The organism is Bacteroides uniformis (assembly GCF_025147485.1).
In the GTDB taxonomy this organism is placed as follows: domain Bacteria; phylum Bacteroidota; class Bacteroidia; order Bacteroidales; family Bacteroidaceae; genus Bacteroides; species Bacteroides uniformis.
Map to the genome: position 1 here is coordinate 1,675,130 of NZ_CP102263.1, position 16,058 is coordinate 1,691,187.

Sequence of the window (16,058 nt, forward strand, 5' to 3'; positions counted from 1 at the left end):
AATTTTCCATTGTCAATTATCAATTAAATAAATTTATGGCTTTTAGAAAAGATAACAAGATAAAGAGTAATTTCTCGAAAATCTCTATCGGTTTGGCTTCTCCTGAGGAAATCCTTGAGAATTCGAGTGGTGAAGTTTTAAAGCCTGAAACCATCAACTATCGTACGTATAAGCCCGAACGCGACGGATTGTTCTGCGAGCGCATCTTTGGTCCTATCAAGGATTACGAGTGCCATTGCGGTAAGTACAAGCGTATCCGTTACAAAGGCATCGTCTGCGACCGTTGTGGTGTGGAAGTGACTGAAAAGAAAGTGCGCCGTGAGCGTATGGGACACATCCAGCTCGTTGTGCCCGTGGCTCACATCTGGTACTTCCGTTCACTTCCCAACAAAATCGGTTACTTGTTGGGCTTGCCCACCAAGAAGCTGGATGCCATTATCTATTACGAGCGTTATGTTGTCATTCAGCCGGGTGTACTGTCCGATGAAGTGGCACAGTATGACTTGCTTGAAGAAGGAGAATACCTGGACTTGCTGGAAAAGTTGCCGAAAGACAACCAGTTCCTCGAAGATTCAGATCCCAATAAGTTCATTGCCAAGATGGGCGCGGAAGCTATCTACGATTTGCTGTCACGCCTCGACCTTGACTCTTTGTCTTACGAACTGCGTAACCGTGCCGGAAGCGATGCTTCACAGCAACGCAAGACCGAAGCTCTGAAACGTCTTCAGGTAGTTGAGTCGTTCCGTGCATCACGCGGACGCAACAAGCCCGAGTGGATGATTGTACGCATTGTACCGGTTATTCCACCCGAACTTCGTCCGTTGGTCCCATTGGATGGCGGCCGTTTCGCAACTTCTGACTTGAATGACCTTTACCGTCGTGTCATCATCCGTAACAACCGTCTGAAGAGATTGATTGAAATCAAAGCTCCTGAAGTGATTTTGCGTAATGAAAAACGTATGTTGCAGGAAGCTGTCGACTCTCTGTTTGATAACTCCCGTAAATCGAGTGCAGTGAAGACCGACGCTAACCGTCCGTTGAAGTCACTTTCCGACAGTTTGAAGGGTAAGCAAGGACGTTTCCGTCAGAACTTGTTGGGTAAGCGTGTCGACTATTCCGCACGTTCTGTAATCGTTGTAGGTCCGGAGCTGAAGATGGGCGAATGCGGTATCCCTAAACTGATGGCAGCCGAGCTTTACAAGCCGTTCATCATTCGTAAGCTCATTGAGCGTGGTATCGTGAAGACGGTAAAGAGCGCCAAGAAGATTGTAGACCGCAAGGAACCCGTTATCTGGGACATTTTGGAACACGTGATGAAGGGGCATCCGGTGCTGTTGAACCGTGCCCCGACACTTCACCGTCTGGGTATCCAGGCATTCCAGCCTAAAATGATTGAAGGTAAGGCAATCCAGCTGCACCCGTTGGCATGTACGGCGTTCAATGCCGACTTCGACGGTGACCAGATGGCCGTGCACTTGCCGTTGAGCAACGAAGCGATTCTGGAAGCACAGATGCTAATGCTCCAGTCACACAATATATTGAACCCTGCCAACGGTGCTCCTATCACTGTGCCTGCTCAGGATATGGTACTTGGTCTGTACTATATTACGAAGCTGCGCAAGGGTGCCAAGGGTGAAGGCCTGACATTCTACGGTCCTGAGGAAGCGCTGATTGCCTACAATGAAGGTAAGTGCGACATCCATGCTCCGGTAAGCGTAATAGTGAAAGACGTTGACGAGAATGGTAACATTGTGGACAAGATGATGCACGATACCTCCGTGGGCCGTGTCATTGTCAACGAAATTGTTCCGGCAGAAGCAGGATATATCAATACGATTATCTCCAAGAAGTCACTCCGAGACATCATCAGTCACGTAATCAAGGTGTGTGGTGTTGCCAAGGCAGCCGACTTCCTCGACGGAATCAAGAACCTCGGTTATTACATGGCCTTCAAGGGTGGTTTGTCGTTCAACTTGGGCGATATCATTATCCCGGAAGAGAAGGAAGCATTAGTACAGAAAGGTTATGATGAAGTAGAGCAGGTAATCAATAACTATAACATGGGTTTCATCACGAACAACGAGCGTTACAACCAGGTAATCGATATCTGGACGCACGTGAACTCTGAGTTGTCCAACATCCTGATGAAAACCATTTCAAGCGACGACCAGGGTTTCAACTCTGTATACATGATGCTGGATTCCGGTGCCCGTGGTTCTAAGGAACAGATTCGTCAGCTCTCCGGTATGCGTGGTTTGATGGCGAAGCCCCAGAAAGCAGGTGCCGAAGGCGGTCAGATTATCGAAAACCCGATTCTTTCTAACTTTAAGGAAGGTCTGTCCGTGTTGGAGTACTTTATCTCTACCCACGGTGCCCGTAAGGGTCTTGCCGATACCGCTTTGAAGACGGCCGATGCCGGATACCTGACCCGTCGTCTGGTTGACGTATCGCATGATGTGATTATTAATGAAGAAGACTGCGGCACGCTCCGCGGATTGGTTTGTACGGCACTGAAGAACAATGATGAAACCATTGCCACTCTGTATGAACGTATCCTGGGTCGTGTATCCGTACATGATATTGTTCATCCTACAACTGGCGAACTGATTGTGGCCGGCGGTGAGGAAATTACCGAGGACATTGCACAACGCATTGAAGACTCTCCAATCGAGAGCGTTGAAATCCGTTCTGTATTGACCTGCGAATCCAAGAAAGGTGTTTGTGCCAAGTGTTACGGACGTAACCTGGCTTCCAGCCGTATGGTTCAGAAGGGCGAGGCAGTCGGCGTAATCGCTGCACAGTCTATCGGTGAGCCGGGTACACAGTTGACACTGCGTACATTCCATGCCGGTGGTACGGCAGCCAATATTGCTGCCAACGCAAGCATCGTGGCCAAGAATCCTGCCCGTCTGGAATTCGAAGAACTCCGTACGGTAGACGTTATCGACGAAGCAGGCGAACCGGCAAAGGTAGTGGTAGGCCGTTTGGCCGAAGTGCGTTTCGTGGATGTCAACACAGGTATTGTGCTTTCCACTCATAATGTACCCTACGGTTCTACGCTCTATGCAGCCGATGGTGAAATGGTAGAGAAAGGCAAGATGATTGCCCGTTGGGACCCGTTCAACGCGGTTATCATTACCGAAGCTACCGGTAAGATTGAATTTGAAGGCGTTATTGAAAACGTGACTTATAAGGTAGAGTCTGATGAATCTACCGGTTTGCGCGAAATCATCATCATTGAGTCTAAGGATAAGACGAAGGTGCCTACCGCACACATCATGACAGAAGACGGCGAACTGATCCGTACATACAACTTGCCAGTAGGTGGCCACGTAGTGGTTGAAGACGGTCAGAAGGTAAAGGCCGGTGAAGTTATCGTGAAGATTCCGCGTGCCGTAGGTAAAGCGGGTGATATCACGGGTGGTCTTCCCCGTGTCACTGAGTTGTTCGAGGCACGTAACCCGTCTAATCCCGCTGTGGTTTCAGAAATCGACGGTGAGGTTACCATGGGTAAGGTGAAACGCGGTAATCGCGAAATCATCGTTACTTCCAAGACCGGTGAAGTGAAGAAGTACCTCGTACCGTTGTCCAAGCAGATTCTGGTTCAGGAGAACGACTATGTACGTGCCGGTACTCCGTTGTCTGACGGTGCTATCACACCTGCGGACATCCTGGCTATCAAAGGTCCTACGGCCGTGCAGGAATATATTGTGAACGAGGTTCAGGACGTTTACCGTCTGCAGGGTGTGAAGATTAATGATAAGCACTTTGAAATCATCGTTCGTCAGATGATGCGCAAGGTGGAAATCGACGAGCCAGGTGATACCCGCTTCCTGGAACAGCAAGTTGTTGACAAGATGGAATTCATGGAAGAGAACGACCGTATCTGGGGAAAGAAGGTGGTAGTGGATGCTGGAGATTCCCAGAGTCTGCAGGCTGGCCAGATTGTGACGGCCCGCAAGCTGCGTGACGAGAACTCCATGTTGAAACGCCGCGACTTGAAACCCGTGGAAGTGCGCGACGCTGTACCTGCGACTTCTACTCAGATTCTTCAAGGTATCACCCGTGCTGCATTGCAGACTTCAAGCTTCATGTCGGCTGCTTCCTTCCAGGAAACGACGAAGGTACTGAACGAGGCTGCCATCAACGGAAAGGTGGACCGTCTGGAAGGTATGAAGGAGAACGTAATTTGCGGTCACCTGATTCCTGCCGGTACCGGACAACGCGAGTTCGAGAAGATTATCGTTGGCTCCAAAGAAGAGTACGACCGTATGCTTGCCAACAAGAAGACGGTACTTGATTATGCTGTAGACGAGAAAGTAGAGGGATAGCCTTACAACGTCAATATAATTCTATTAAATAGAGAGGGAATATCCTATAAGAAGGAGTATTCCCTCTCTGTTTTATCTTTGCCTCTTCCTTCTGTACTGCAATGCTTCTGTATGTTTGTTACAGTGCTACTGCAAAACGGTTGCAGTGGCTTGCTCCTTTTTCAGAACGGATTATTATGTGTCTTTTTGAACTTAAATGTATATCATCCGAAAAAAAAGAGTACTTTTGGTCTATCTTTTAAGAACATTTTAAAAACAATTGTGCAACATGGAAAATCAAGAAAACAACAACGGTCAACTCCAGATAGAATTGAAGGAAGAAGTGGCGCAAGGTACATATGCCAATTTGGCTATTATAACTCATTCCAGTTCGGAATTTATTCTCGACTTTATCCGCGTGATGCCTGGAATGCCAAAGGCTGGCGTGCAATCGCGCATAGTTTTGGCACCCGAACATGCCAAGCGTTTGCTGCGTGCACTCGAAGAGAATATTGGGAAATATGAACGCGCTTTCGGACTGATTCGCATGCCGGACGAACAAACATTTCCGCCTCTTCCCAACATCAAGGGTGAAGCGTAAAATCAAAAAAAAACTTGTAGTGCATTGATTATTCAAAACTTATTAGTATCTTTGCAGCCCAAAAGTGTATAGTTTTGAATTAATATAAACAATAATATATAACTAAAAACAATTAAAATGCCTACAATTCAGCAATTAGTAAGAAAAGGACGCGAAGTGCTGGTGGAGAAATCAAAGTCTCCAGCCTTGGACTCTTGTCCTCAAAGACGTGGCGTTTGCGTGAGAGTGTATACAACCACTCCGAAGAAGCCGAATTCAGCTATGCGTAAAGTAGCTCGTGTACGTTTGACCAATGGTAAAGAGGTGAACTCTTATATTCCGGGAGAAGGTCACAACTTGCAGGAACACTCTATCGTGTTGGTACGTGGTGGTCGTGTAAAAGACCTTCCGGGTGTGCGTTATCACATCGTACGTGGTACTTTGGATACTGCAGGTGTTGCAGGTCGTACACAAAGACGTTCCAAATACGGCGCAAAACGTCCGAAACCGGGTCAAGCAGCTCCTGCTAAGAAGAAATAATCTGGTGGCCTGATTCCCAAAATAGGAAAATTTAAAGTAATAACTTACGTTTTAGTTTGTTGGAAATGCTAAAGGTTGAGTAAATTCTCCGGAGGGAGAGTTGAAGAAGACAGAAGTAAACAACCAAGAACGAAAAACATTATTCTTTCAGACAAATGAGAAAAGCAAAACCAAAAAAACGCGTTATCCTTCCGGATCCCGTGTTCAATGATGTAAAAGTTTCCAAGTTCGTGAATCACTTGATGTACGATGGAAAGAAGAACACTTCTTATGAAATCTTCTATGCTGCGTTGGAAACAGTGAAGAACAAAATGCAGAACGAAGAGAAATCCGCTCTTGAAATCTGGAAAAAAGCTCTGGATAATGTGACTCCTCAAGTGGAAGTTAAGTCTCGCCGTGTGGGTGGTGCTACTTTCCAGGTTCCTACAGAAATCCGTGCTGACCGTAAGGAATCAATTTCCATGAAGAACTTGATTATCTTTGCACGTAAGCGTGGCGGTAAATCAATGGCTGATAAGCTGGCTGCCGAAATCATGGATGCTTTCAATGAACAGGGCGGTGCTTACAAACGTAAAGAAGATATGCATAGAATGGCAGAAGCTAACCGTGCATTTGCTCATTTCAGATTCTAATACTATAAGAGACTAACCAATTAGAAGATTAAAAAACTTAAAGTAAGGGAATTAGAAAATGGCAAAGCATGATTTACATTTGACACGTAATATCGGTATCATGGCCCACATCGATGCCGGAAAGACAACGACTTCTGAACGTATTTTGTTTTACACGGGTTTGACCCACAAAATCGGTGAGGTACACGATGGTGCCGCTACAATGGACTGGATGGAGCAAGAACAAGAACGTGGTATCACTATCACTTCTGCTGCTACTACCACTCGTTGGAAATATGCCGGTAATACTTATAAAATCAATTTGATTGATACTCCGGGACACGTGGACTTTACTGCTGAGGTAGAACGCTCTTTACGTGTGTTGGACGGTGCTGTCGCTGCTTATTGTGCAGTTGGTGGCGTTGAACCGCAATCTGAAACAGTTTGGCGTCAAGCAGACAAGTACAATGTGCCACGTATCGGTTATGTTAATAAAATGGACCGTTCCGGTGCAGACTTCTTCGAAGTAGTTCGCCAAATGAAGGACGTTTTGGGTGCTAATCCATGTCCTATCGTTATCCCTATTGGCGCTGAAGAAACTTTCAAGGGGTTGGTTGACCTTATTAAAATGAAAGCTATCTATTGGCATGATGAGACAATGGGGGCTGACTATACGGTGGAGGAAATTCCTGCCAATTTAGTAGACGAAGCCAATGAATGGAGAGATAAGATGCTCGAAAAAGTAGCTGAGTTTGACGATGCCTTGATGGAGAAATATTTCGATGATCCTTCTACTATTACAGAAGAAGAGGTTTTGAGAGCTCTTCGTAACGCAACAGTACAGATGGCTGTTGTTCCGATGCTGTGTGGATCTTCATTCAAGAACAAAGGTGTACAGACTTTGCTTGACTATGTTTGTGCATTCTTGCCTTCTCCGTTGGATACTCCGAATATCATAGGAACTAATCCTGATACTGGTTTGGAGGAAGATCGTAAGCCGGATGATGATGAAAAAACATCTGCTTTGGCATTTAAGATTGCTACTGACCCGTATGTCGGTCGTCTGACTTTCTTCCGTGTTTATTCAGGAAAAATTGAAGCGGGTTCTTATATTTATAATTCCCGTTCAAGGAAGAAGGAGCGTGTGTCCCGTTTGTTCCAGATGCATTCTAACAAGCAGAATCCGGTAGAAGTTATCGGTGCTGGTGATATTGGTGCTGGCGTAGGTTTCAAGGATATACATACTGGTGATACATTGTGTGACGAAACTGCACCGATTGTATTGGAATCTATGGACTTTCCGGAACCGGTTATCGGTATCGCAGTTGAGCCTAAGACTCAGAAGGATATGGATAAACTGTCAAATGGTCTGGCTAAGCTGGCTGAAGAAGACCCGACGTTCACAGTTAAGACTGACGAACAGACTGGTCAGACAGTTATCTCTGGTATGGGCGAGCTTCACTTGGATATTATTATCGACCGTCTGAAACGTGAGTTCAAGGTTGAATGTAACCAGGGTAAGCCTCAGGTTAACTATAAGGAAGCTATCACTAAGACAGTCAACTTGCGTGAAGTTTACAAGAAGCAGTCCGGTGGTCGTGGTAAGTTCGCTGATATTATCGTGAACATCGGCCCGGTTGATGAAGACTTCAAGGAAGGCGGATTGCAATTCGTCGACGAAGTGAAGGGTGGTAACATTCCTAAGGAATTTATCCCGTCTGTACAGAAGGGCTTCACTACTGCCATGAAGAATGGTGTGTTGGCAGGTTATCCGTTGGATTCACTGAAAGTAACCTTGATTGACGGTTCTTTCCACCCGGTTGACTCTGACCAGTTGTCATTCGAAATCTGTGCTATCCAGGCATATAAGAATGCTTGTGCTAAGGCAGGTCCGGTGCTGATGGAGCCTATCATGAAGCTGGAAGTTGTTACTCCGGAAGAGAACATGGGTGACGTTATCGGTGACTTGAACAAGCGTCGTGGCCAGGTGGAAGGTATGGAATCCAGCCGTTCCGGTGCACGTATCGTGAAGGCAATGGTTCCGCTGGCAGAAATGTTCGGTTACGTAACAGCATTGCGTACCATCACTTCTGGTCGTGCAACCTCTTCAATGGTATACTCTCACCACGCCCAGGTTTCCAACTCTATTGCCAAGGCAGTATTGGAGGAAGTAAAAGGTCGTACTGACTTAATCTAAAAAAAACTTGAAGTCCCGTAGGCTAGCGAATGACTCTTAGCCTGCGGAACTTCATCTTATATAACTATTTAATAATTAAAGACAGTAATGAGTCAAAAAATTAGAATCAAACTGAAATCTTACGACCACAACTTGGTTGACAAGTCAGCTGAGAAGATTGTAAGAACGGTGAAGACAACGGGCGCCATCGTTAGCGGTCCGATTCCTCTTCCTACGCACAAGCGTATCTTTACCGTGAACCGTTCGACTTTCGTTAACAAGAAGTCGCGTGAACAATTCGAACTCTCTTCTTACAAGAGACTGATTGACATCTATAGCTCAACAGCTAAGACAGTAGATGCTCTGATGAAGTTGGAGTTGCCGAGTGGTGTGGAAGTAGAAATCAAAGTGTAAGTATTAAAAATTAAGTGAAATGCCAGGATTATTAGGAAAAAAAATCGGAATGACATCCGTTTTCAGTGCCGAGGGTAAGAATGTACCATGCACTGTTATCGAAGCAGGTCCTTGTGTTGTTACTCAAGTGAAAACTGTAGAAAAGGACGGTTATGAAGCTGTTCAGCTGGGCTTCCAGGACAAGAAGGAGAAGCACACTACAAAGCCTTTGATGGGGCACTTTAAGAAAGCTGGAGTAACTCCCAAGAAACACTTGGCTGAGTTCAAAGAATTTGAAACAGAGTTGAATCTGGGTGACACTGTTACCGTAGAACTGTTCAATGACGCAACTTTTGTTGACGTTGTAGGTACTTCTAAGGGTAAAGGTTTCCAGGGTGTAGTAAAACGCCATGGTTTTGGTGGTGTAGGCCAGACTACTCACGGTCAGCACAACCGCGCTCGTAAGCCGGGTTCTATCGGTGCTTGTTCTTACCCTGCAAAAGTATTCAAAGGAATGCGCATGGGCGGACAGCTTGGTGGCGACAGAGTAACTGTTCAAAACCTGCAGGTATTAAAGGTAATCGCGGAGCACAATCTTCTTTTGATTAAGGGATCTGTTCCTGGTTGCAAAGGTTCAATCGTAATAATTGAGAAATAATGGAAGTTAACGTATATAACATTAAAGGTGAAGACACTGGGAGAAAGATTACGTTAAACGAGTCTATCTTCGGAATTGAGCCCAACGACCACGCTATCTACTTGGATGTTAAACAGTTTATGGCTAACCAGCGTCAGGGTACACACAAGTCAAAGGAAAGAAGCGAAATCAGTGGTTCTACTCGTAAAATCGGTCGCCAGAAAGGTGGTGGTGGTGCACGTCGTGGTGACATGAACTCACCGGTACTTGTTGGTGGTGGACGCGTATTCGGTCCGAAACCGAGAGATTACTACTTCAAATTAAACAAAAAAGTAAAGGCTCTGGCTCGTAAGTCAGCTTTGTCATACAAGGCTCAGAACAACGCAGTTGTAGTAGTAGAAGACTTCTCTTTTGAAGCTCCGAAGACTAAAGATTTTGTTGCAATGACAAAAAATCTTAAAGTTTCTGACAAAAAGCTGCTTGTGATTTTACCAGAAGCAAATAAAAACGTATATTTGTCGGCTCGTAATGTGAAGGGTGCTAATGTGCAGACTATCTCAGGGTTAAATACTTACAGAGTATTGGACGCTGGGGTCGTTGTGTTTGCTGAAAGTGCACTTTCTGCTATCGACAATATCTTAATGTAAAAAGGAGGCTTAAATAATGGGAATTATTATTAAACCGTTAGTGACAGAGAAGATGACTGCAATTACTGATAAGACGAATAATCGTTTCGGCTTTATCGTGCGTCCTGAAGCTAATAAACTGGAAATTAAGAAGGAAGTTGAAGCCCTTTACAACGTTACAGTAGTTGATGTGAATACAATGAAGTATGCCGGCAAAAACAAGAGCCGTTATACTCGTGCCGGTATCATCAACGGACGTACGAATGCGTTCAAGAAGGCTATCGTTACGTTGAAAGAAGGAGATACTATTGATTTTTATAGCAATATTTAATAAAAATGGCAGTACGTAAATTTAAGCCCACAACACCGGGGCAAAGACATAAAATTATTGGTACTTACGAAGAGATTACTGCACGGGTACCAGAAAAGTCTCTTGTATTTGGTAAGAAATCTTCAGGTGGTCGTAACAACGAAGGTAAGATGACTATGCGCTACATCGGTGGCGGTAGTAAGAAGATTATTCGTATCGTAGATTTCAAGAGAAATAAAGACGGTGTGCCTGCAGTGGTTAAAACAATTGAATACGATCCGAATCGTTCGGCTCGTATCGCTTTGTTGTTTTATGCAGATGGAGAAAAAAGATATATTATTGCTCCCAATGGATTGCAAGTTGGTACGACTTTGATGTCAGGTGAGACTGCCGCTCCGGAAATCGGAAACGCACTTCCGCTTCAGAATATTCCGGTCGGTACTGTAATTCACAACATCGAATTACGTCCGGGACAAGGCGCTGCCTTGGTTCGCTCGGCTGGTAACTTCGCTCAGTTGACTTCTAGAGAAGGTAAGTACTGCGTTATCAAGTTGCCTTCAGGTGAGGTTCGTCAGATCCTCAGTACTTGTAAGGCTACTATTGGTAGTGTAGGTAACTCAGATCATGGATTGGAAAGTTCAGGTAAAGCTGGACGTTCTCGTTGGTTAGGACGTCGTCCGCGTAACCGTGGTGTTGTTATGAACCCGGTTGATCACCCGATGGGTGGTGGTGAAGGACGTGCTTCAGGAGGACACCCGAGATCTCGTAAGGGATTGTACGCTAAGGGTCTTAAGACAAGAGCTCCGAAGAAACAATCGTCTAAGTATATTATTGAGAGAAGAAAGAAGTAATCTGATTAATTGAGTAAATTATGAGTCGTTCATTAAAAAAAGGTCCGTATATTAACGTTAAGCTTGAGAAGAAAGTGCTTGCCATGAATGAATCGGGCAAGAAAGTGGTAGTTAAGACCTGGGCCAGAGCTTCAATGATTTCGCCTGATTTCGTAGGCCATACTGTTGCAGTTCACAACGGAAATAAATTTATTCCTGTTTATGTTACCGAAAATATGGTAGGACACAAGTTGGGCGAATTTGCTCCAACTCGTACTTTCAGAGGACACGCTGGTAACAAGAAAAAATAAAACAGGATTTATCTGAAATAATAAAGTAATAATATAATGGGAGCAAGAAAAAAAATATCGGCTGAAAAAAGAAAAGAAGCCCTTAAGACCATGTATTTTGCGAAATTGCAAAATGTTCCTACTTCCCCCCGTAAAATGCGTCTCGTGGCTGACATGATTCGCGGGATGGAGGTGAACAGAGCACTCGGCGTTTTGAAGTTCTCTTCAAAAGAGGCTGCCGCAAGAGTGGAAAAGTTGCTGCGCTCTGCAATTGCTAACTGGGAGCAGAAAAACGAACGTAAAGCTGAAAGTGGCGAGCTGTTCGTAACCAAGATTTTTGTTGATGGTGGTGCTACACTCAAAAGAATGAGACCGGCTCCGCAGGGTAGAGGTTACAGAATTCGTAAACGTTCAAACCACGTAACGTTGTTCGTTGGTTCTAAAAGTAATAACGAAGATCAAAATTAAGGTAAATGGGACAAAAAGTTAATCCAATAAGCAACCGTTTAGGAATTATCAGAGGATGGGATTCCAATTGGTATGGTGGAAAGAATTACGGCGATTCTCTGCTGGAAGATAGCAAGATTCGTAAATATTTGAACGCTCGTCTGGCAAAGGCTAGTGTGTCAAGAATTGTAATTGAACGTACACTGAAACTCGTGACTATTACCGTTTGTACTGCACGTCCGGGTATCATTATCGGCAAAGGTGGCCAAGAAGTTGACAAGTTGAAAGAGGAGTTGAAGAAGGTTACTGATAAGGATATTCAGATTAATATCTTCGAAGTTAAGAGACCAGAGTTGGATGCTGTTATCGTGGCTAACAACATTGCCCGTCAGGTTGAAGGCAAAATAGCCTACCGTCGTGCCATCAAGATGGCTATTGCCAATACAATGCGTATGGGTGCGGAAGGTATCAAGATTCAGATTTCAGGACGTTTGAATGGTGCAGAAATGGCCCGTTCTGAAATGTATAAGGAAGGAAGAACTCCGTTGCACACTTTCAGAGCAGATATCGACTATTGTCATGCAGAAGCATTGACTAAGGTTGGTCTTCTCGGCATTAAAGTTTGGATTTGTAGAGGTGAAGTTTATGGTAAGAAGGAGTTGGCTCCGAACTTTACGCAAAGCAAGGAAAGTGGTCGTGGAAGCAATAGCGGAAACAATGGCGGAAAGAACTTCAAAAGAAAGAAAAATAATCGCTAACGAATTTGATTTTTAGGAATTATGTTACAACCGAAAAAAACAAAATTCAGAAGACAACAAAAAGGCCGTCAAAAGGGTAATGCCCAAAGAGGAAACCAGTTGGCTTTCGGATCTTTTGGTATTAAGGCCTTGGAAACGAAATGGATTACAGGCCGTCAGATTGAAGCTGCGCGTATTGCAGTGACAAGATATATGCAACGTCAAGGACAGATTTGGATTCGTATTTTCCCCGACAAACCTATCACCAGAAAGCCTGCTGATGTGCGTATGGGTAAGGGTAAGGGTGCGCCGGAAGGATTCGTAGCGCCTGTTACACCGGGTAGAATTATTATCGAAGCCGAAGGAGTATCTTATGAAATCGCTAAAGAAGCTTTGCGCTTGGCTGCACAGAAGCTTCCTATCACAACTAAGTTTGTGGTTAGACGTGATTATGATATTCAAAATCAAAATGCGTAAGAAGTATGAAAACAGCAGAAATTAAAGAGATGCCTACCAGTGACTTGGTAGAAAGAGTTGAAGCAGAAGTAGCTAATTACAACCAAGTGATTTTAAATCATTCTATTTCTCCTTTGGATAATCCTGCTCAGATCAAACAATTACGCAGGACTATTGCGCGTATGAAGACTGAATTACGCCAAAGAGAACTTAACAATAAATGATGAGCTTGATGGAAGCAAGAAATTTAAGAAAAGAAAGAACTGGGGTTGTGCTGAGCAACAAGATGGATAAGACCATTACAGTAGCAGCTAAGTTTAAGGAGAAACACCCCATATATGGTAAGTTCGTTAGCAAGACGAAGAAGTACCATGCTCATGATGAAAAGAATGAGTGCAATATCGGCGATACTGTACACATCATGGAAACTCGTCCTTTGAGCAAGACTAAGAGATGGAGATTGGTAGAAATAATTGAAAGAGCTAAGTAATTATGATACAAGTAGAATCCAGACTTACAGTATGTGATAATAGTGGGGCAAAAGAGGCTCTCTGTATCCGCGTTTTGGGTGGTACAGGTCGTCGCTATGCTTCAGTAGGGGACGTGATTGTCGTTTCTGTTAAGAGCGTTATCCCTTCAAGTGATATTAAAAAAGGTGCAGTGTCTAAAGCTTTGATCGTACGTACTAAGAAAGAAATCCGTCGTGCTGATGGCTCTTACATACGTTTTGATGATAATGCTTGCGTGTTGTTGAACAATGCAGGTGAAATTAGAGGTAGTCGTATTTTCGGTCCGGTAGCTCGTGAACTTCGTGCTACTAACATGAAAGTTGTGTCACTCGCTCCTGAAGTACTTTAATATTGTAAAAGATTTGAGTAATGAGTAAATTACATATTAAAAAAGGCGATACAGTTTATGTAAACTCCGGTGAAGACAAGGGTAAGACTGGTCGTGTATTGAAGGTTCTTGTTGATAAAAACCGCGCAATCGTTGAAGGTATCAACATGGTGTCTAAGAGCACAAAACCGAATGCTAAGAACCCGCAAGGTGGTATTGTGAAGCAAGAAGCTTCTATCCACTTGTCAAACTTGAACCCCGTTGATCCAAAGACTGGCAAAGCAACGCGTGTTGGTAGAAAAGTAAGTGCTGAAGGCACTTTAGTGCGTTATTCTAAAAAATCAGGAGAGGAGATTAAGTAATGAGTAATACTGCTAGCCTTAAGAAAGAATATGCAGAGCGTATTGCGCCTGCATTGAAATCACAGTTCCAGTATTCTTCTTCTATGCAGATACCCGTACTTAAGAAGATTGTTATCAATCAGGGTCTGGGTATGGCTGTTGCCGACAAGAAGATTATTGAAGTGGCAATTAATGAAATGACTACTATCACTGGCCAGAAAGCCGTGGCAACCATTTCTCGTAAGGATATTGCAAACTTTAAGTTGCGTAAGAAAATGCCGATTGGCGTTATGGTAACTCTGCGTCGTGAGAGAATGTACGAATTCCTTGAAAAGTTGGTTCGTGTAGCTCTGCCTCGTATCCGCGACTTCAAGGGTATTGAAAGTAAGTTCGATGGTAAGGGTAACTATACCCTTGGTATTCAGGAACAAATCATTTTCCCTGAAATTAATATCGATAGTATTACTAGAATTCTCGGAATGAATATTACCTTTGTAACCTCTGCGCAAACAGATGAAGAAGGGTATGCCTTGTTGAAAGAATTCGGTTTACCGTTTAAAAACGCTAAAAAAGATTGATAATATGGCAAAGGAATCAATGAAAGCACGCGAAGTAAAGCGTGCTAAATTAGTAGCCAGATATGCCGAGAAAAGAGCTGCGTTGAAGCAAATCGTTAGAACCGGTGATCCTGCTGAAGCTTTTGAAGCTGCACAGAAATTGCAGGATTTGCCTAAAAATTCTAACCCGATTCGCATGCACAACCGTTGCAAGCTGACAGGTCGTCCCAAAGGATATATCCGTCAGTTTGGCATCTCCAGAATCCAGTTCCGTGAGATGGCTTCTAACGGTCTTATTCCCGGTGTAAAGAAAGCAAGCTGGTAATTATTGTTTTTAAATATTGTCAGGGTAGGCCTGATTAATTTAATTTATTTTTTATATGACTGATCCAATAGCAGATTATTTGACGAGGTTGCGGAACGCTATTCAAGCGAAGCACAGAGTTGTGGAAGTTCCGGCTTCTAATTTGAAAAAAGAAATCACTAAGATTCTTTTTGAAAAGGGCTACATTCTTAATTATAAGTTTGTAGAAGATGGTCCTCAAGGTACAATCAAAGTTGCCTTGAAGTATGATCCGGTAAACAAGGTTAACGCAATCAAGAAGCTGGAGAGAATCTCTTCTCCGGGTTTGCGTCAATATACCGGTTATAAAGACATGCCGCGTGTTATTAATGGTTTGGGTATTGCTATAATATCTACTTCCAAGGGTGTAATGACCAACAAAGAAGCCGCTGAACTGAAGATTGGTGGTGAAGTTTTGTGTTATGTATATTAATAGGAGGAATTAGCAATGTCAAGAATAGGAAAATTACCCATTAGTATTCCCGCTGGAGTAACAGTTACTCTGAAAGATGACGTGGTTACCGTTAAGGGACCCAAAGGCGAAATGAGCCAATATGTAAATCCTGCTATCAATGTTACCATCGAAGACGGTCATGTTGTTTTGGCTGAGAATGAAAATGCAATGCTGGATAACCCCAAGCAAAAGCATGCATTCCATGGATTATACCGTTCATTGGTGCACAACATGGTTGTTGGTGTATCAGAAGGATATAAGAAAGAATTGGAACTTGTCGGTGTAGGTTACCGTGCCTCTAACCAGGGAAATATCATTGAACTGGCTTTAGGTTATACTCACAGTATCTTTATACAGTTGCCTCCTGAAGTTAAAGTTGAGACTAAGTCTGAAAGAAACAAGAATCCTTTGATTATATTGGAATCTTGCGACAAGCAGTTACTTGGTCAAGTTTGCTCTAAAATACGTTCTTTCCGTAAGCCTGAACCGTATAAGGGTAAGGGTATTAAGTTTGTTGGCGAAGAAATTCGTAGAAAGTCTGGTAAATCAGCTGGTGCTAAATAATCATTTAAATTGATATTAT

22 protein-coding genes are annotated in these 16,058 nt (G+C 43.8%); all 22 read left to right on the forward strand.

Annotated elements, in window-relative coordinates; genetic code table 11:
* Nucleotides 1-35: 35 nt before the first annotated feature.
* The 22 genes from rpoC to rplF all read left to right on the forward strand — a co-directional run bounded on the left by rpoC (nucleotide 36) and on the right by rplF (nucleotide 16,039).
* Nucleotides 36-4,331 carry a DNA-directed RNA polymerase subunit beta' gene (rpoC, locus tag NQ510_RS06275; protein ID WP_008661873.1) on the forward strand — a complete coding sequence of 1,432 codons (4,296 nt, stop codon included), beginning with the start codon at nucleotides 36-38 and terminating at the stop codon, nucleotides 4,329-4,331.
* 268 nt (nucleotides 4,332-4,599) lie between these two features.
* Nucleotides 4,600-4,911: a DUF3467 domain-containing protein gene (locus NQ510_RS06280; RefSeq protein WP_005825714.1), complete on the forward strand. Its 312-nt coding sequence runs from the start codon at nucleotides 4,600-4,602 to the stop codon at nucleotides 4,909-4,911.
* A 117-nt stretch (nucleotides 4,912-5,028) separates the two neighbouring features.
* A complete protein-coding gene (rpsL, locus tag NQ510_RS06285; protein ID WP_005825712.1) occupies nucleotides 5,029-5,430 on the forward strand; it encodes a 30S ribosomal protein S12 in 402 nt (133 codons plus the stop codon).
* A 155-nt stretch (nucleotides 5,431-5,585) separates the two neighbouring features.
* Nucleotides 5,586-6,062 (forward strand): 30S ribosomal protein S7, encoded by a 477-nt coding sequence (gene rpsG / locus NQ510_RS06290; RefSeq protein WP_005825710.1) that lies wholly within the window; start codon nucleotides 5,586-5,588, stop codon nucleotides 6,060-6,062.
* Between the two features lie 58 nt (nucleotides 6,063-6,120).
* Nucleotides 6,121-8,238, forward strand: a complete 2,118-nt coding sequence (gene fusA, locus NQ510_RS06295; RefSeq protein WP_005825709.1) for an elongation factor G — start codon at nucleotides 6,121-6,123, stop codon at nucleotides 8,236-8,238.
* A gap of 87 nt (nucleotides 8,239-8,325) precedes the next feature.
* The gene (gene rpsJ, locus NQ510_RS06300) at nucleotides 8,326-8,631 is read left to right on the forward strand and encodes a 30S ribosomal protein S10 (protein WP_004291244.1); all 306 of its coding nucleotides are present in this window, start codon (nucleotides 8,326-8,328) and stop codon (nucleotides 8,629-8,631) included.
* 19 nt (nucleotides 8,632-8,650) lie between these two features.
* Complete coding sequence (rplC, locus tag NQ510_RS06305; protein WP_005825708.1) at nucleotides 8,651-9,268, forward strand: 50S ribosomal protein L3; 618 nt, start codon at nucleotides 8,651-8,653, stop codon at nucleotides 9,266-9,268.
* Nucleotides 9,268-9,894, forward strand: coding sequence for a 50S ribosomal protein L4 (gene rplD / locus NQ510_RS06310; RefSeq protein ID WP_005825707.1), 627 nt, complete (start codon nucleotides 9,268-9,270; stop codon nucleotides 9,892-9,894). Before rplC ends, rplD begins: the two co-directional genes overlap by 1 nt.
* 16 nt (nucleotides 9,895-9,910) lie before the next feature.
* On the forward strand, nucleotides 9,911-10,204 hold the full coding sequence (rplW, locus tag NQ510_RS06315) for a 50S ribosomal protein L23 (protein WP_005825706.1): 294 nt from the start codon (nucleotides 9,911-9,913) through the stop codon (nucleotides 10,202-10,204).
* Between the two features lie 5 nt (nucleotides 10,205-10,209).
* Nucleotides 10,210-11,034, forward strand: coding sequence for a 50S ribosomal protein L2 (gene rplB, locus NQ510_RS06320; RefSeq protein ID WP_005825705.1), 825 nt, complete (start codon nucleotides 10,210-10,212; stop codon nucleotides 11,032-11,034).
* Between the two features lie 20 nt (nucleotides 11,035-11,054).
* Complete coding sequence (gene rpsS / locus NQ510_RS06325) at nucleotides 11,055-11,324, forward strand: 30S ribosomal protein S19 (protein WP_002558070.1); 270 nt, start codon at nucleotides 11,055-11,057, stop codon at nucleotides 11,322-11,324.
* A 36-nt stretch (nucleotides 11,325-11,360) separates the two neighbouring features.
* Nucleotides 11,361-11,771: a 50S ribosomal protein L22 gene (gene rplV / locus NQ510_RS06330; protein ID WP_004291236.1), complete on the forward strand. Its 411-nt coding sequence runs from the start codon at nucleotides 11,361-11,363 to the stop codon at nucleotides 11,769-11,771.
* Nucleotides 11,772-11,776: 5 nt separating this feature from the next.
* A complete protein-coding gene (gene rpsC, locus NQ510_RS06335) occupies nucleotides 11,777-12,508 on the forward strand; it encodes a 30S ribosomal protein S3 (protein ID WP_004291235.1) in 732 nt (243 codons plus the stop codon).
* A gap of 21 nt (nucleotides 12,509-12,529) precedes the next feature.
* Nucleotides 12,530-12,964 carry a 50S ribosomal protein L16 gene (gene rplP / locus NQ510_RS06340; protein WP_004291234.1) on the forward strand — a complete coding sequence of 145 codons (435 nt, stop codon included), beginning with the start codon at nucleotides 12,530-12,532 and terminating at the stop codon, nucleotides 12,962-12,964.
* A gap of 5 nt (nucleotides 12,965-12,969) precedes the next feature.
* Nucleotides 12,970-13,167, forward strand: coding sequence for a 50S ribosomal protein L29 (gene rpmC, locus NQ510_RS06345; protein ID WP_005825702.1), 198 nt, complete (start codon nucleotides 12,970-12,972; stop codon nucleotides 13,165-13,167).
* On the forward strand, nucleotides 13,164-13,433 hold the full coding sequence (gene rpsQ / locus NQ510_RS06350) for a 30S ribosomal protein S17 (protein ID WP_005825701.1): 270 nt from the start codon (nucleotides 13,164-13,166) through the stop codon (nucleotides 13,431-13,433). The genes rpmC and rpsQ overlap by 4 nt, the downstream gene beginning before the upstream one ends.
* A gap of 2 nt (nucleotides 13,434-13,435) precedes the next feature.
* A complete protein-coding gene (gene rplN, locus NQ510_RS06355) occupies nucleotides 13,436-13,801 on the forward strand; it encodes a 50S ribosomal protein L14 (RefSeq protein ID WP_005825700.1) in 366 nt (121 codons plus the stop codon).
* A gap of 20 nt (nucleotides 13,802-13,821) precedes the next feature.
* Nucleotides 13,822-14,142, forward strand: a complete 321-nt coding sequence (gene rplX, locus NQ510_RS06360; RefSeq protein WP_005825699.1) for a 50S ribosomal protein L24 — start codon at nucleotides 13,822-13,824, stop codon at nucleotides 14,140-14,142.
* Nucleotides 14,142-14,699, forward strand: a complete 558-nt coding sequence (gene rplE, locus NQ510_RS06365; protein ID WP_005825698.1) for a 50S ribosomal protein L5 — start codon at nucleotides 14,142-14,144, stop codon at nucleotides 14,697-14,699. Before rplX ends, rplE begins: the two co-directional genes overlap by 1 nt.
* 4 nt (nucleotides 14,700-14,703) lie before the next feature.
* Nucleotides 14,704-15,003, forward strand: a complete 300-nt coding sequence (gene rpsN / locus NQ510_RS06370; protein ID WP_005825697.1) for a 30S ribosomal protein S14 — start codon at nucleotides 14,704-14,706, stop codon at nucleotides 15,001-15,003.
* Nucleotides 15,004-15,058: 55 nt separating this feature from the next.
* Complete coding sequence (gene rpsH / locus NQ510_RS06375; RefSeq protein ID WP_004291226.1) at nucleotides 15,059-15,454, forward strand: 30S ribosomal protein S8; 396 nt, start codon at nucleotides 15,059-15,061, stop codon at nucleotides 15,452-15,454.
* A gap of 15 nt (nucleotides 15,455-15,469) precedes the next feature.
* Entirely contained in the window at nucleotides 15,470-16,039 is a 570-nt protein-coding gene (gene rplF, locus NQ510_RS06380) for a 50S ribosomal protein L6 (RefSeq protein ID WP_005825696.1), read from the forward strand.
* The last annotated feature ends 19 nt before the right edge of the window (nucleotides 16,040-16,058 follow it).

Coding starts and splice junctions, on each gene's coding strand:
- rpoC (WP_008661873.1), top strand. CDS start 36: ATGGCTTTTAGAAAAGATAACAAGATAAAGAGTAATTTCTCGAAAATC.
- NQ510_RS06280 (WP_005825714.1), top strand. CDS start 4,600: ATGGAAAATCAAGAAAACAACAACGGTCAACTCCAGATAGAATTGAAG.
- rpsL (WP_005825712.1), top strand. CDS start 5,029: ATGCCTACAATTCAGCAATTAGTAAGAAAAGGACGCGAAGTGCTGGTG.
- rpsG (WP_005825710.1), top strand. CDS start 5,586: ATGAGAAAAGCAAAACCAAAAAAACGCGTTATCCTTCCGGATCCCGTG.
- fusA (WP_005825709.1), top strand. CDS start 6,121: ATGGCAAAGCATGATTTACATTTGACACGTAATATCGGTATCATGGCC.
- rpsJ (WP_004291244.1), top strand. CDS start 8,326: ATGAGTCAAAAAATTAGAATCAAACTGAAATCTTACGACCACAACTTG.
- rplC (WP_005825708.1), top strand. CDS start 8,651: ATGCCAGGATTATTAGGAAAAAAAATCGGAATGACATCCGTTTTCAGT.
- rplD (WP_005825707.1), top strand. CDS start 9,268: ATGGAAGTTAACGTATATAACATTAAAGGTGAAGACACTGGGAGAAAG.
- rplW (WP_005825706.1), top strand. CDS start 9,911: ATGGGAATTATTATTAAACCGTTAGTGACAGAGAAGATGACTGCAATT.
- rplB (WP_005825705.1), top strand. CDS start 10,210: ATGGCAGTACGTAAATTTAAGCCCACAACACCGGGGCAAAGACATAAA.
- rpsS (WP_002558070.1), top strand. CDS start 11,055: ATGAGTCGTTCATTAAAAAAAGGTCCGTATATTAACGTTAAGCTTGAG.
- rplV (WP_004291236.1), top strand. CDS start 11,361: ATGGGAGCAAGAAAAAAAATATCGGCTGAAAAAAGAAAAGAAGCCCTT.
- rpsC (WP_004291235.1), top strand. CDS start 11,777: ATGGGACAAAAAGTTAATCCAATAAGCAACCGTTTAGGAATTATCAGA.
- rplP (WP_004291234.1), top strand. CDS start 12,530: ATGTTACAACCGAAAAAAACAAAATTCAGAAGACAACAAAAAGGCCGT.
- rpmC (WP_005825702.1), top strand. CDS start 12,970: ATGAAAACAGCAGAAATTAAAGAGATGCCTACCAGTGACTTGGTAGAA.
- rpsQ (WP_005825701.1), top strand. CDS start 13,164: ATGATGAGCTTGATGGAAGCAAGAAATTTAAGAAAAGAAAGAACTGGG.
- rplN (WP_005825700.1), top strand. CDS start 13,436: ATGATACAAGTAGAATCCAGACTTACAGTATGTGATAATAGTGGGGCA.
- rplX (WP_005825699.1), top strand. CDS start 13,822: ATGAGTAAATTACATATTAAAAAAGGCGATACAGTTTATGTAAACTCC.
- rplE (WP_005825698.1), top strand. CDS start 14,142: ATGAGTAATACTGCTAGCCTTAAGAAAGAATATGCAGAGCGTATTGCG.
- rpsN (WP_005825697.1), top strand. CDS start 14,704: ATGGCAAAGGAATCAATGAAAGCACGCGAAGTAAAGCGTGCTAAATTA.
- rpsH (WP_004291226.1), top strand. CDS start 15,059: ATGACTGATCCAATAGCAGATTATTTGACGAGGTTGCGGAACGCTATT.
- rplF (WP_005825696.1), top strand. CDS start 15,470: ATGTCAAGAATAGGAAAATTACCCATTAGTATTCCCGCTGGAGTAACA.